The following is a 13,512-nucleotide window of genomic DNA, read 5'->3' on the forward strand; positions in this document are numbered from 1 at the left end:
ACCAGCGCCAAGTCCACTGGCACTTCACCACCGCCGACGCCCGCACCAAACTCCGCCACCTATACCCCAAACATTAGTGGCGACGGTCTACTAGAGCCAGCCGTTGCGTTTGAATGACCGGTACAGAAACAGGCATGCCGTCGCCATCACGGCAAGGACCGCCGGGTAACCCCAGGTCTGGCGCAGTTCGGGCATGTGCTCGAAGTTCATTCCGTAGATCCCGGCCAGGGCCGTGGGAACGGCGGCGATCGCGACCCAGGCGCTGATCCGCCGCATGTCCTCGTTCTGGGCGATCGTCACCTGGGTCAGGGTGGCCTGCAGCACCGACGACAGCAGCTCGTCGAAGTGTTCGATGCGCTCGCTGACCTGCTCGAGATGGTCGGCGACGTCCCGGAAGTACCGCCGCATCGCCGCATCGACCAGCCGCGGGCCGTCCGTCGTGAGCGTGCGCAGCGGGCCAGCCAGCGGCTGGACGGCGTGCTTGAGCTCCAGCAGCTCGCGCTTCAACTGGTAGGCGCTTTCCGTGGACGGGATCTGGTCGCGCCGGAACACGCCGGCCTCGATCTGGTCGACGTCGACCTGGATCTTCTCCACGGTGTCGACGTAGTTGTCGACGACGCTGTCGCAGATGGCATGCAGCACCGAGGTCGGCCCGTGCCGGAGCATCTCCGGGGCGGCCTCGAGTCGGCCCCGCAGCCTGGTCATCTCCCCGTGCTGGCCGTGCCGCACCGTCACCACGAAGTCCTCGCCGAGGAAGATCATGATCTCGCCGGTGGTGACCACCTCGGAGGTATCCGTCACCTCGGTGTGCGCCACATAGCTGGCGGTCTTGAGCACCACGAACAGGTGGTTCTCGTACTGCTCGAGCTTGGGCCGCTGGCCGCCGGTGACCGCGTCCTCCACGGCGAGCTTGTCCAGGCCGTACTCCTGCGCGATGGCGGCGAGCTGGTCGTAACTGGGCTCGAACAGGCCCAGCCAGGCGAAGCCGTCGCGTTCGGTCCGCGCCACCCGCAGCGCGTCGGAATGATCGACGTCCATCGTCACGCACTGCCCCTGGCTGTAGACCCCGCACGCCATCACCCGGCCGTCGGGCGTCGCCGGCAGCTCGACCCGCGGCGCCCGGCGGCGCTTGCGGCCGACCCGGACCAGCGACACCGGCCGGCTTAGCGCGCCGGCAAGCCGGTGCGCGTTCGCCGACGCCTGCCCCAGAGCGTCCTCCAGGGCGCCGAGCACCGGATGCTCGCCACCCACCTGGCCGGGCACGCCCGGGTGACCGCCCGGTCCCGCGCGCATCGGCTCCGCGCTTGCCGCGTCGTCTCGCACCATCGCCTCTTTTCCCTCGCCCGCTTTCCCGCCGCTCACGTTGCCAGTTACCCACGTTCCCGAGTTGCCACGTTCCCGGGTGCCTACGTTCCCGGGTGCCTACGTTCCGGGGTGCCTACGTCCTCGCGCTCGGGTGACCCGTCGCCCGGGGCTCCGGCCGCTCGAGCACCCGGCCGCCCACAGTCGATGGTCGCCGCGCGTTGCCGCGATGCGCCGGGCGGCCCGCGCGCCGTGGGATCCCGTTCGCCGACGTGGGCGGCCTCGTGGTCGAGGACGAGACGCGCGTCGTGTCCGATCCTGACGAGTTCCTCGCCGTACCAGGCTGATCCGCGACGCGGCGGGGGTGGACGGGCGGTCCGCAGGCTGATCATCCGCGCACTAGGCTGATCGGCCATGGTGAGCGATGACCTGCCGCAGCCCGTGCGACTCGACGCGCCGATCGCCTCGGTCGTCATCCACCCCCGGGGCGCCCGGATCATCCGGCGGGGCCGGGTCCGACTGCCCGTTCCCGTGGGTGACGGGTCCGCGGGGGCGGGCGTCCGGGTCGAGCTGGACGGCCTGCCCTGGGAGCTCGCGCCCGACTCGGTCCGCGTCGGCGGCCGGGGACCGGGCCGGGTGCTCGGGGTCGACGTGGTCGCCCGTACGCACCCGGAGCCCGCCGACACCGCCGGCGCGGATCTCGCCACGCGCCGGCTCGCGCTGGCCGCCGAGCTGTCCACCATCGCCGACGAGGATGACGCCGAGCAGGCACGGCGGGGCTTCCTCGACATCGCGACGCGCACCGCGGCCGCCGCCCTGGCACGGTCCTGGGCCTCGACCCCCGCTGCCGCCGAGGGGTTGGCCACCGCCGAGGACCTGCTCGCGGCCCGGATCGGCGAGGTCCACACCCGCCGCCGCGCCCTCGCCGAGCGCCGGGCCGACCTCGAACGGCGGCTCGCGGCGCTCGACCGGACGATCGAGGCCCGGCAGGCCCCCCGCGTCCCGGACACCCGCACCGTCGTCGTGAACCTCGACCTCGATGCTGGCGACAAGGCCGGCCGGAAGGCCGCCGACGAGGGAGTCGAGGTCGAGCTGGAGGTGACGTATCTGGTCCCGACCGCGGGCTGGCGGGCCGGCTACGACGCTCGCCTCGAGGGGGAGCGGGTCACGTTGACCTGGTTCGCGTTGATTGCCCAGCGCAGCGGCGAGGACTGGCCGGACACGGCCGATCTCGTGCTCTCGACGGCCCGCCCGGCCGCGCACGCGGAACTGCCCGAGCTCACCCCCCAGTTCGTGGACCTGAGCCAACCGCCGCCGCCCCCGCCGCCGGCTGCGGCCCCGACGCCGGCGATGTTCGCCGCCGGTGGGCCGCCGCAGGGCCTGTCCCGAGGTCGGTCGAAGGCGAAGCAGGTGAAGGTCCTGAGGACGGCGGTGGCCGACGAACCGGAGATCGACTTCGCCGGGTCGGCGACGTACCGGCCGCCCCGACAGGTCGCGATCCCGGCCGACGGCGACCGGCACCGCCTCACCGTCGCGGTAATCGAGTTCGGCGCCACTCTCGATCATCTGACCGTTCCCAGGATCTCTCCCGACGCCTACCTGCGGGCCACCATCACCAACACCTCGCCGCACACCCTGCTGCCCGGCAAGGTCTCGATCTTCCACGGCGGGGACTTCGCCGGCAGCGGCACCATCGGCACGGTGCCGCCGGGGGCCGAGGTCGAGCTGCATCTCGGCGTCGACGACCGGGTGCGGGTCGAGCGCGAGCTGGTCCACCGCGCCACGGGACGCCGCGTGGTCGGCGGCAACCGGCGGATCGAGGCCGGCTACCGCATCGAGGTGACCAACCACACCCCCCGGCCGGTCCGGACGGTGGTGCGCGACCAGATCCCGGTCTCCCGGCACGAGAGCGTCACCGTCCGGGACTTCCAGGCACGGCCCGAACCGGACGAGCGGACCGACGTCGGCCTGCTTTCGTGGACGCTTGCGCTCGATCCGGGCGCGACCGGGCGGGTGGAGTTCTCGTTCCGGCTGGAGCATCCTCGCGGGATGGAGCTGACCGGCTGGCGCGACTGAGCCGTCCGGAGAGGCAGTGCTGCCCGGAGAGGCAGTGCCGTCCGGAGCGGATGCCGCTCAGGTGGTCGTGTCCGCCGGGGCGCGCAGCCGGCGGGTCCACGCGCCCTCGACGATCTCGCCGCGGGCGTCGATGATCGCCCAGTCGACGACGTCGGCGCTGCGGATGCGCAGGGGTCGGCCCATCCGGATGTGCGCCACCGACGGGTGCGCGCCGTCGTTCAGGCTGCGCCCGCCCAGCAGGGTCGCGTGCTGCCAGTTGGACACCAGGGCCCAGGGCCATTCAGCCCCGTCCGGGACCGCCACCTGATGGCGGATGATCAGGGCCCCCAGGGGCGGAAGGTCATGGCCGAGAAACCGACGCCGGACGTCGACGAGGCGCGAGCGGGCGGCGAAGACGGCCTGGTCCCGGGCCATGGGGACATTACTGCCAATCATGTCCGCAATAGTAGTGGAATCCTTCCTTACGGTAGGCATCGATGTGGGCGACCGGCACCTTTTGTGATGCTCTCGGTCCCCTTGCGTGAGGACCGTCGGGATGCGGCCCCGGTCGCGAAGGCGTAGCTTCACTGTGCCAGTAACTCTCCGCTACGTTTCGACCCATCACGGGTGAGGTGATCATGGCTGAGACGTTGACGACCCTGGTGGACGCGGCGCACGAGGATGCTGTCCATCTCCTTGAACTGTCCCGCGACGGCCGCGACGCGGCCTCCCCCCCGGACGCGTCCCCCACCGATCCGCGCCAGGCGCTGCACGCCAGCGACGCGGCGGTGGCGGCCGTCTCGGCCCACCTCAGTGCGATGGAGGCAGTCGTCTACCCGGAGATGGCCCGCCGGGTGCCGGGCGGCCGGGCGCGGGTCGCGGAGCTGGGCCGGCTGGCCCGCCGGTGCTCGTCGGTGATGCGCGGCATCGAGCAGTACGTGCAGGGGGATCTCAATCGCCCGGCGGGCAGCGTCGCCAGCCTGCGGCGAGACCTCGCGGCGCTGCTCGCCGAGCACGCGAAGGCAGAGGACGAGCTGCTGCGTGAGCTCACCGAACGGCTCTCCGAGGCGGACCGCCGGCACCTGCTCGACCGCTTCGCCGACGCCATGCGCCACGCCCCGACCCGACCCCACCCGCATCTCGGGCACGGTGGGATCTTCGGCGGCAGCCTGGCGGTCCGGCTGCTCGGCAGCTTCGACCATCTGCTCGACGTGATGGATTCGCGCGAGGTGGCCGGCGCCCCGGTGCGGGCCCCCGCGCCTGCCGGGCTGTGGGGCTGGTACCTGCTCGGCCGGCCCACCTCGCCCGCCCCGGAGTGGCCGGCGGCGGATGAGCTCGCGCCGCCAGCCGACCAGTCCCAGTCCGGGTCCCAGTCCGGGTCCGAGAGCGGGTCCGAGAGCGGGTCCGGCCTGCGGCGCTGAGCCCACCGGCGCTCGCCCATCACGGGCCCGGTGTGGTCGTCCCCACGGAACTCCGGCGGATCGAGCACCGCCTGGCCTGACCCGATGGTGAAATAGTCCTAACCTCGCTCTGGTAGCGGCCGTGGCGCGTAGCGCGTTCGGCGTTCCGTTGCGCGCGGTCACCCCTGGGCATGCCATGCTTCGGGTCCAGGATGGGCCTAAATGGCCCGCGTGTCGTGCACTGCCGAGGAGATGTGTCAGGAACCGAGAGCACCGCGGTCCGGGTGCCAGGAACGGAACCGGCGGATGTGGTTTGGCCGATACTCCTCGTCGAGGACGATGACGCGGACGCCTTCCTGGTGTCCGAGCTGTTCGACGAGGTTGCGGCGCCGGTTGAACTAACCCGGGTGCGCACGGTGGCCGAGGCGGTCCGCCGTAGCGAGCAGGTCGCCTGCGTGCTGTTGGACCTCGGGTTGCCCGACAGCGAGGGCCTCTCGGCGCTGCGCCGGCTGCTGGCGGTGGAGGCGGGCGCGCCGGTGGTCGTGCTCACCGGTCTGGTCGACGAGTACCGGGGCGCCCAGGCGGTCGCCGCCGGAGCCCAGGACTACCTCGTCAAGGGCCAGGTCGATGGGCGGGATCTGGTGCGTGCCGTGCGCTACGCGATCGAGCGCAAGCGCGCCGACACGGCGGCCCAGGCGCTGCGCGAGTCGGAGCTGCAAGCGGACGAGCGGGCCCGGCTCGAACGGGGGCTGCTGCCCCGTCCGCTCTATGACGACCGCCGGCTGCGCCACGCCGCCCGCTACCGGCCTGGTCGGCAGCAGTCGCTGCTCGGCGGCGACTTCTACGACATGGTGTCCACCCCCGACGGGACGGTCCACGTGCTGCTCGGCGACGTCTGCGGGCACGGCCCGGACGAGGCCGCCCTCGGGGTCAGCCTGCGCATCGCCTGGCGCACCCTCGTCCTGGCCGGGGTGGCGGAGGCCGACCGGCTCGGGTATCTCCAGCGGGTGCTGGTCAGCGAACGCGAACACGAGGAGATCTTCGCCACCGTCTGTGCCCTCTCGATCGCGCCCGACCGGGATTCGATGCGGATGCGGCTGGCCGGCCACCCACCGCCCGCGCTGCTGCACCCCCGGCTTGCCGCGCTGCCCGGTGACGTCGTCGGGCCGGCGCTGGGCATCCTCGACGAGGACCTCACCGAGGATGTGCTGGTCGAACTCGGCCCGCGGTGGGTGCTGCTGCTGGCGACCGACGGCCTGCTGGAAGGTCGGGAGGGGCCGGGCGGGGAGCCCCTCGGCTGGGAGGGCGTGCTGCCCGAGATCGCCCGGCTCTGGCCCCCGGACGGGCCGGACGGCCTGCTCGACAGCCTCATCGACCGGGTCGAGGCCCGCAACGGCGGCCCACTCACCGACGACGTCGCCCTGCTGCTGCTGATGTGGGGGGCCGACTGATGGCAAAGCCCCGTGGATCTTCCGGCCCGGACGGCCCGTCCGGGCGGTTCGGGCGGTTCGGGTTGGCGTTCGCTCGAAGCTGGCGGTTGCGGCGCCGGCTTGGGGTGACCTACACGGCCGCGGCGGCGGCCCTGCTCATCATCGTCGGGCTGGTCGTGTCGTCGCTGGTGCGGCTCGACAACGCCATCCACACCCGCAGCGACATCATGGCCCCGGCCCTGCTGGGCTCCGCGCAACTCGTCAGCAGCCTGGTCGACCAGGAGACCGGCATGCGGGGCTACCTGCTCCAGGCCCGCGAGGAGTTCCTCGAGCCCTACGACAACGGCCGCCGCGAAGAGAGCGCCCAGCTTGCGGACCTGCAACGCCGCCTTGCCGAGCGGCCTGACCTGCTCGGGAAGCTCACCACCCTCCAGGACCGGATCCGGGCCTGGCACCGCGACTACGCCGACCCGGCCATCACCGCTGTCCGCGACCGGGGACCGAAGGCGGCGACGCTGCTGTCGCCAGAGCTCGGCAAGCGGCGCTTCGACGCGGTCCGCGCCGCGTCCGACGACCTGGAGTCGGCGCTGCGGACGAAGGCGATCACGGCCCGGGACAACGTCGGCGACGCGCTGCGCTTCCTCGTCCTCGCCCTGGCGATCGGCGCGCTGGTCCTGGTCGTCCTGCTGGCGGCGATCGCGCGGGCGTTGCGGGTCTGGGTCACCCGGCCGATCGAGCAGGTGGCCGGCGACGCGCGCACCGTGGCCTCCGGCCGGCTGGACCACGTGGTCAAACCCGCGGGGCCGCCCGACATGATCGCGCTGGCCAGCGACGTGGAGTCGATGCGCCAGCAGCTCCTGGGTGAACTGGGGGTCGCGCGGGCGGCGCGCATCGCGGTGGAGACGCAGGCCGAGGTCCTGCAGCGGTCCAACCGTGACCTGGAACAGTTCGCCTACGTCGCCTCGCACGACCTGCAGGAGCCGCTGCGGAAGGTGGCCAGCTTCTGCCAGCTGCTGGAGCGGCGCTACGGCGACAAGCTCGACGAGCGGGGCACGCAGTACATCGCCTTCGCCGTCGACGGCGCCAAGCGGATGCAGCAGCTCATCAACGACCTGCTCGCCTTCTCCCGGGTCGGGCGGACCACCGAGGGCTTCGTCGACATCCCGCTCGGCGACATCCTCGGCCGGGCCACGACCACCCTCTCCCTGACGATCGAGAGCCTGCAGGCCGAGGTCACCGCCGACGAGCTGCCCGTCGTGCGGGGGGATCCGGTGCTGCTCGCCCAGTTGCTGACGAACCTGATCGGCAACGCGCTGAAGTTCCGCGGCGACGAGGTCCCGCGCGTGCATGTCAGCGCCGTCGAGCGGGCAGAGGAGTGGGAGTTCGCCTGCGCGGACAACGGCATCGGCATCGACCCGGAGTACGCCGAGAAGATCTTTGTGATCTTCCAGCGCCTGCACGGCCGGGACGTGTACGAGGGCACGGGCATCGGGCTGGCCCTGTGCCGCAAGATCGTCGAGTTCCACGGCGGCAGGATCTGGCTGGACGCGACCGTGGATCACGGCACGACCTTCCGGTTCACCCTGCCGAAGAGGTCCCTGCCGGCCTCGATGTCCGAGCCGGCCGCGCTGGTCGACGCCGTCGGCCTGCTGTCCCCGCCGTCGGCGGCGTCGGCGGCACCGGCGTCCGCGGATGAACCGCCCGCACCCGCACCGTCCACCCCTGCCCCCGCCCCCAGCAGCGCACGGCCATCCGGAGGATCATCGTGAGCGAATCGCTCGTTCCTGTCGAGGTGCTTCTCGTCGAGGATGATCCCGGGGACGTGCTGATGACCCGGGAGGCGTTCGAGGATCACAAGCTGCGCAACCATCTCAACGTGGTCAGCGACGGTGTCGAGGCGCTGGCCTACCTGCGCGGCGAGGGGGAGTACGCGGGCGCGCCCCGCCCCGACCTGATCCTGCTCGACCTGAATCTGCCGCGCCGCGACGGGCGGGAAGTGCTGCGCGAGGTCAAGGCCGACGAGCGGCTACGGCGGATCCCGGTGGTGGTGCTCACCACCTCCGAAGCCGAAGAGGACGTGCTGCGCAGCTACGACCTGCACGCCAATGCCTACATCACCAAGCCCGTCGACTTCGAGCGGTTCGTGGCGGTGGTGCGCCACATCGACGACTTCTTCGTGACGGTCGCCCGCCTGCCCGGCCAGTAGACCCACCTGGCCCGCCGCCCGCCGCCCGCACCGCCGGGTGGCACGGCGCCGGTGGGACATCTCACCGGTGGCGACGGTGGCATCGCCGATGCTGGCCGACTGCGGGGTGGATGACCTGCCGGGCGGCGCTCCTCCCGCCGGTGCCGGGCGGTCCCGGGCGGGGCAAAGGTCGGGGAATCGGTGCGCGGCGCCCGTCGCGGTGCGCCCCGTCACGGCCGGCGTCGCCTAGAGTGCGGCTCATGGCGACCGGACCGGAACCCGCCCAGCGCCGCGCCCGCGCACAGCGGCAGGCGCTCGCGGATCTGCTCACCGACCTCGGCCCGGGTCATCCCACCCTCTGCACCGGGTGGACCAACCACGATCTGGTCGCGCACCTCGTCACCCGGGAGCGGGTGCCCTGGGCCGCGCCCGGCCTGGTCATCAGCAGCCTGCACGGCATCACCGAGCGGGCCGAGCGGGCCACCATGCGGGCCCATCCCTATCCCGAGCTGGTCGAGACCTTCCGGGCCGGACCGCCGTGGTGGCAACCGACCCGCGTCGGGCTGATCGACGATGCGGCGAACTTCGTCGAGTTCTTCGTCCACGCCGAGGACATCCGCCGCGCGGACGCCGGCTGGGAGCCGCGCCCGCTGGACGACACGGGCCGCGACGCGATGTGGATGGCCCTGTGGCTGATCGGATTCGCCGGGTTCCGCCGGGCCGGCGTCGGTGTCGTCGCCGAGCGCACGGATCGGCCAGGCCGGCGCACCCTGCACGCCGGCGAGCCGACCGTGGAGATCATGGGGCCGCCGGAGGAACTCGTCCTCTACGCGTTCGGGCGGGTCGAGGCCGCACGGGTCGAGTTGCGCGGCGCCGACGACGACGTCGAGCTCCTGCGCGCCACCCCCGTAGGTCTTTAGCGCGCCGTCCATGAACGTTGTACCGGGTTGGTGACACGCCGAGCGGCGTCCGCCCGGACGAGGCGGTCGGTGCGGGACGAGGTCACGCGACCGTGAGTACGATCTTGCCTTGGATGTGCCCACGGGCGGCTCGTTCGTGCGCCCCTCGAGCATCCGCAAGCGGAAACGTGCTGTCCAGGGCGACGCGCAGCGTGCCCGCATCGAGCAAGGATCCGAGTTCCGCGAGCTGCGAGCCGTTCGAGCGCACTTGGGTGCCCGAGATCGTGACGCCCAGCTTCGCGGTTTCCGCGGGGTTGTAGCCACCGAAGAACACCGGGTACAGTGCGCCGCCGCGCCTGAGCGTGCGCAGGAAACGACTGCTGTCGGGACCGCCGACGGTATCGAGAACGAGATCAACGTTGTGCGCGACTTCCTCGGGACGGCTCTTGGTGTAGTCGATGAACTGGTCGGCGCCGAGCTCGCGCAGGAACGACTCATGCGCACTCGACGCCACCGCGATGATGCGTGCACGCTTCCATTTTGCTAGCTGCACCGCGAAGTGCCCCACGCCGCCCGCGGCGCCGTTGATGAGCACCGTCGTGTCGGCGCCGAGTGCCATCGGGCGATGCTGCGTCGCTTGAAACGGCGACAGCTGATCGTGCCCGAGCTCGATCAGGAACTGCCAGGCGGTGAGCCCTGCCATGGGCACCCCTGCCGCCTGCACGTGATCGATGCGAGCCGGCTTGCGTGCGAAGTTCGACGCGGGCGCAGCCACATACTCGGCGTAGGCGCTGGCCTCGAGGCTGGGAAAGCGAAGGAGGCCGAAGACCTCATCGCCGCGGGAGAGGCCATCCACATCCGCGGCGACGGCCTCGACGACGCCCGACACGTCCGTCCCCGGAATGATGGGCAAGTGCAAAGGCGGCCTTATCTCAGGAGGCACGTTGGGCATTCCTTCGCGCACGTACCAGTCGGGGGGGTTGACGCCGACCGCGTGCACGCGAACGAGCACCTCGCCCGGCTTCGGCGCGGGAATCGGCACCTCGTCGTAACGCAGCACCTCGGGACCACCGTGCTCGTGCAGCCGAATCGCCTTCATCGTGCTCGTCGGCATCGCTTCCCCTGTTCAGCGCAGCTGGGTACACTTATCGGAGCACTGCTCCGAATATATGGAGCACTGCTCCGATTGTCAAGGTGGGCACTATGCGAGCCGACGCCAGGAAGAACTACGACCACCTACTCGCCGTCGCGCGCGCCGTCGTGACCGAGCAAGGCGCCGACGCATCGCTGCGCGACATCGCCCGCAAGGCTGGCGTCGGGCTCGGCACGCTGTACCGTCACTTCCCGACGCGAGAGGCGTTGCTCGAGGCCTTGCTCCGCACCGGCTTCGACGAGCTGACGGCAAGGGCGGGCGACCTCGAGACGTCGGGCTCGCCCGAGGATGCTCTCGTGTCGTGGCTACGCGACTTCGTCGCGTGCGCGCACACCTATCGCGGCGTTGTGGCGTCGATGATGGCCGCCATCGCGGACGCGCAGTCCGCACTCCATGCTTCGTGCGTCACGATGCGCGCGGCAGGCACGCGGCTGCTCATCCGAGCTCAGGCCGAGGGCATGGCGCGGACCGACATCGATGGCACTGACCTGTTTGCGCTGGCCGGGGCGCTCGCCTGGCTCGGCGACCAACCCTCGCTCGCGCCACGCGCCGATCATCTCGTCGGTGTTGTCGCGAGCGCGATCCTGACGGATCGAGCGAGCAGCGATGTCGGGGGGAATGCCGCCCGCGGGCCCGCCGCTGACGTTGTCGAGCACGCGGACAGGTGAACCTGGCCGTGGGACGGCCGCGATTCCCGCCACATCGCGACGGTTGGGTGCCGGTGGGGACGACCCGGGCTGCGAGGCTGGTGGGATGGCCCTGCAGATTCGCCTGGCCGCGCGGGTCGTGCTTGTCGACCCTTCCGACGCGGTGCTCCTGCTCAGGTCGCACGATCCGACCCTCGACGACGCCCCGCAGTGGTGGCATGTGCCCGGCGGCGGCCTTGACGAGGGGGAGAGCACCGAGCAGGCCGCGGTCCGGGAGGTGTTCGAGGAGGTCGGTTACCGCCTGGCCGACCCGGGCCCGGCGGTCGCCACCCGCCGGGCGTCGTTCACCTTCCTGGGCCGCACGTTCCAGCAGTTCGACACGTTCTACGTCGCGCGGGTCCCACACCGCCTCGAACTCGACCCGTCGTCCTGGACGGAGACCGAACGCGGGTCGCTCCTCGGCTGGGCCTGGTGGACCGTGCCCGAGCTGCGGGCGACGGAGCAGACCGTGTATCCGACGCGCCTGGTCGGCCTCGTCGAGGGTTGGCTGCGCTCGGGACCGCCGGCGGCGCCGATCCGACTGTGACGCCCCGCCACGCGGTTCACCACAGCGAGGCGTAGGTGGCGGCGGCGCTCGGGTTCTCGTTCGGGCCGACCAGGGACGAGTGCACGTTGCCGGCCTCGGAGTTGTTGAAGTACGTCTCGTAGGCGAGCACGTCCCGGTTCGCGGCGAACGTCTGGTACATGTTGCGGATGTAGACGGGGTTGTCCCCGCCGGCCTGCCCGGCCCGGCCCGCGCCCGTGTCGGACTTGGAGACCAGCCCCCACTCGGGGACCGAGAACTGCTTGCCGTGCACCCGCGCGAACGCGATCACCGAGCACAGGCCGGTCGGGTCGGCGCACTGCTGGGCGAAGGCCGCGTCGGTGGTGCTCGCCGGCCACTGGTCGTAGCTGTCGATGCCGATGATGTCGACGTACTGGTCACCCGGGTACACCGACCAGGCACCGCCGCTGTGGGCGTTGAGCGCCCAGTCGATCCGGGCCTGCGGGTCCGTCGAGCGGATCGCGCCGACGACCTGCCGGAAGCAGTTCACCCACGTGGTGGCGCTCGTCTTGGACACCGACCAGGGGAACCAGTTGCCGTTGAACTCCCAGGCGAGCCGGATGATGCTCGCCGGGCGGCCCTTGCCGACCAGCCAGCGGCCGAAGTCGGCCCAGTGGCCGGAGTAGGCGCCGCTCGCGCACGAGTTCATGTCGCCGCCGCCGGTCGGGAAGAAGGGCTGCGAGATGACCCAGGTGCCGTTGAACGTCGAGAACTTCTCCGGCCCGCTGCCGACCCAGGGGTTGGTGATGGTCTGCCAGCTCGACCGGTCGGCGAAGGTGAGCACGGCGTTGACGGACGAGCCGCGGAAGCTCTCCCACGCTCGCACCTGGGTCATCGAGCCGGCGGAGACGCCGCTCATGCCGCCGGGCACGGAGCCGCCCCCGCCGCCGACGGGCACGACGGGTACCTGGGCGGCCGGTGGCTTCGTCGTTGGCTGCGTGGTCGGGATCGTCGGCTTGGTGAGGGCCGGTACCGCCGGCTTCGCGGCGGTCGTGCCGGTCGGCGCGCCCGCGGCCGATTGGCTGGGAGACGACGGCGATGCGGCCGTGACGTGACTGCGGCCCGTGCCGCTCGGCCGCGCCGACGCGCTGGGCGTCGCCTTCGGGTCGCCGCCGCGATGGCGCGAGTTCACGTGGACGGCGGCGGCCTCGACGGTGGTGGAGCCGTTCTCGCCGGCCGAGTCGTGTGCGGGGGCGATGTTCCAGCCGAGGGCGGCCGCCAGCAGGGCCAGGACGCCGAGTGAGGCGATCCAGGCGGGATGGTGTGGGCGGCGGCGTCGACGTCGGGAGCCGGCTCGGGCTCTGGGCGGGCTGGGGTTGCCCTCCGATCGGTGTTTCACCGCGGGTATCCCTCCGTGCGTGGCGGTGGCGTCGTCAGAACCCCCCCGGGTCCCTGCTTCGGCGTCGAAGCTGATGACCTCCGTGTCGCGCAGCGGCCTGAGATGTATGGATCGGCTGCCGGGTTACCCCCTCGGTGCCCCGACTGGCTGCCTAGTTAGATACGACGAGACCCTACACGGACGGAATTCGAGGCGTTGTCCCAGCTCGGGCGCTATGGGTGATTCGTCCGCACTGGTGGCTCTCGAGCCATGTGTGTGCCTTGTGTGAGCCGTGGGTTTGATGGGTCCGGTGGCCGCTCGGGGACCCCCGGCTGTCCGCTGGTCCGGCGGTCCGGTGCCCGGGTCGTTCCGATCGCGCCGCGTGGTGTGGAACGTATGGTGGGCAGAGGTTCCGGTTGTGTCACAATGTGCGCGCGGACTGGGGCGCCGTGGTGGTTCACGTCGGTGACCCACGGATTCCGCAGGGATCGGGAGTCATGGCCGGCGCGCGTCGGCGGC

12 protein-coding genes are annotated in these 13,512 nt (G+C 71.7%); 8 read left to right on the forward strand and 4 right to left on the reverse strand.

Annotation, left to right across the window (positions count from 1 at the left end):
- Positions 1-90: 90 nt before the first annotated feature.
- Positions 91-1,326 carry a magnesium/cobalt transporter CorA gene (corA, locus tag FF36_RS17955; RefSeq protein WP_082122012.1) on the reverse strand — a complete coding sequence of 412 codons (1,236 nt, stop codon included), beginning with the start codon at positions 1,324-1,326 and terminating at the stop codon, positions 91-93.
- Positions 1,327-1,716: 390 nt separating this feature from the next.
- On the opposite strand from corA, the gene FF36_RS17960 reads away from it, so the two are divergent.
- A complete protein-coding gene (locus FF36_RS17960) occupies positions 1,717-3,378 on the forward strand; it encodes a DUF4139 domain-containing protein (protein ID WP_044886261.1) in 1,662 nt (553 codons plus the stop codon).
- A 57-nt stretch (positions 3,379-3,435) separates the two neighbouring features.
- Here the strand turns inward: FF36_RS17960 and FF36_RS17965 are convergent, their stop codons facing one another.
- Positions 3,436-3,792, reverse strand: a complete 357-nt coding sequence (locus FF36_RS17965; RefSeq protein WP_236706059.1) for a hypothetical protein — start codon at positions 3,790-3,792, stop codon at positions 3,436-3,438.
- A gap of 203 nt (positions 3,793-3,995) precedes the next feature.
- Between FF36_RS17965 and FF36_RS17970 the strand changes: the two genes are divergently transcribed.
- The 5 genes from FF36_RS17970 (at position 3,996) to FF36_RS17990 (ending at position 9,292) form a co-directional block, all read left to right on the forward strand.
- Positions 3,996-4,778, forward strand: coding sequence for a hemerythrin domain-containing protein (locus FF36_RS17970; RefSeq protein ID WP_044886315.1), 783 nt, complete (start codon positions 3,996-3,998; stop codon positions 4,776-4,778).
- Positions 4,779-4,969: 191 nt separating this feature from the next.
- Positions 4,970-6,208 carry a PP2C family protein-serine/threonine phosphatase gene (locus tag FF36_RS17975; RefSeq protein WP_236706060.1) on the forward strand — a complete coding sequence of 413 codons (1,239 nt, stop codon included), beginning with the start codon at positions 4,970-4,972 and terminating at the stop codon, positions 6,206-6,208.
- The gene (locus FF36_RS17980; RefSeq protein ID WP_242422592.1) at positions 6,208-7,956 is read left to right on the forward strand and encodes a sensor histidine kinase; all 1,749 of its coding nucleotides are present in this window, start codon (positions 6,208-6,210) and stop codon (positions 7,954-7,956) included. Before FF36_RS17975 ends, FF36_RS17980 begins: the two co-directional genes overlap by 1 nt.
- Positions 7,953-8,393, forward strand: coding sequence for a response regulator (locus FF36_RS17985; protein ID WP_044886264.1), 441 nt, complete (start codon positions 7,953-7,955; stop codon positions 8,391-8,393). The genes FF36_RS17980 and FF36_RS17985 overlap by 4 nt, the downstream gene beginning before the upstream one ends.
- A 239-nt stretch (positions 8,394-8,632) precedes the next feature.
- Complete coding sequence (locus FF36_RS17990) at positions 8,633-9,292, forward strand: TIGR03085 family metal-binding protein (protein WP_044886265.1); 660 nt, start codon at positions 8,633-8,635, stop codon at positions 9,290-9,292.
- A gap of 82 nt (positions 9,293-9,374) precedes the next feature.
- Here the strand turns inward: FF36_RS17990 and FF36_RS17995 are convergent, their stop codons facing one another.
- Positions 9,375-10,385: an NADP-dependent oxidoreductase gene (locus FF36_RS17995; protein WP_242422593.1), complete on the reverse strand. Its 1,011-nt coding sequence runs from the start codon at positions 10,383-10,385 to the stop codon at positions 9,375-9,377.
- Between the two features lie 89 nt (positions 10,386-10,474).
- Here FF36_RS17995 and FF36_RS18000 point away from each other — a divergent pair, with 89 nt between their 5' ends.
- Positions 10,475-11,092 (forward strand): TetR/AcrR family transcriptional regulator, encoded by a 618-nt coding sequence (locus FF36_RS18000; protein ID WP_044886266.1) that lies wholly within the window; start codon positions 10,475-10,477, stop codon positions 11,090-11,092.
- An 85-nt stretch (positions 11,093-11,177) separates the two neighbouring features.
- Positions 11,178-11,657 (forward strand): NUDIX hydrolase, encoded by a 480-nt coding sequence (locus FF36_RS18005; protein ID WP_044886267.1) that lies wholly within the window; start codon positions 11,178-11,180, stop codon positions 11,655-11,657.
- A gap of 16 nt (positions 11,658-11,673) precedes the next feature.
- Here the strand turns inward: FF36_RS18005 and FF36_RS18010 are convergent, their stop codons facing one another.
- On the reverse strand, positions 11,674-13,014 hold the full coding sequence (locus FF36_RS18010) for a glycoside hydrolase family 26 protein (RefSeq protein ID WP_044886268.1): 1,341 nt from the start codon (positions 13,012-13,014) through the stop codon (positions 11,674-11,676).
- Between the last annotated feature and the right edge of the window lie 498 nt (positions 13,015-13,512).

The sequence above is a fragment of the Frankia torreyi genome (assembly GCF_000948395.1).
Classification (GTDB): Bacteria; Actinomycetota; Actinomycetes; order Frankiales; family Frankiaceae; genus Frankia; species Frankia torreyi.

Coding starts and splice junctions, on each gene's coding strand:
- corA (WP_082122012.1), bottom strand. CDS start 1,326: ATGGTGCGAGACGACGCGGCAAGCGCGGAGCCGATGCGCGCGGGACCG.
- FF36_RS17960 (WP_044886261.1), top strand. CDS start 1,717: ATGGTGAGCGATGACCTGCCGCAGCCCGTGCGACTCGACGCGCCGATC.
- FF36_RS17965 (WP_236706059.1), bottom strand. CDS start 3,792: ATGGCCCGGGACCAGGCCGTCTTCGCCGCCCGCTCGCGCCTCGTCGAC.
- FF36_RS17970 (WP_044886315.1), top strand. CDS start 3,996: ATGGCTGAGACGTTGACGACCCTGGTGGACGCGGCGCACGAGGATGCT.
- FF36_RS17975 (WP_236706060.1), top strand. CDS start 4,970: ATGGGCCTAAATGGCCCGCGTGTCGTGCACTGCCGAGGAGATGTGTCA.
- FF36_RS17980 (WP_242422592.1), top strand. CDS start 6,208: ATGGCAAAGCCCCGTGGATCTTCCGGCCCGGACGGCCCGTCCGGGCGG.
- FF36_RS17990 (WP_044886265.1), top strand. CDS start 8,633: ATGGCGACCGGACCGGAACCCGCCCAGCGCCGCGCCCGCGCACAGCGG.
- FF36_RS17995 (WP_242422593.1), bottom strand. CDS start 10,385: ATGCCGACGAGCACGATGAAGGCGATTCGGCTGCACGAGCACGGTGGT.
- FF36_RS18000 (WP_044886266.1), top strand. CDS start 10,475: ATGCGAGCCGACGCCAGGAAGAACTACGACCACCTACTCGCCGTCGCG.
- FF36_RS18005 (WP_044886267.1), top strand. CDS start 11,178: ATGGCCCTGCAGATTCGCCTGGCCGCGCGGGTCGTGCTTGTCGACCCT.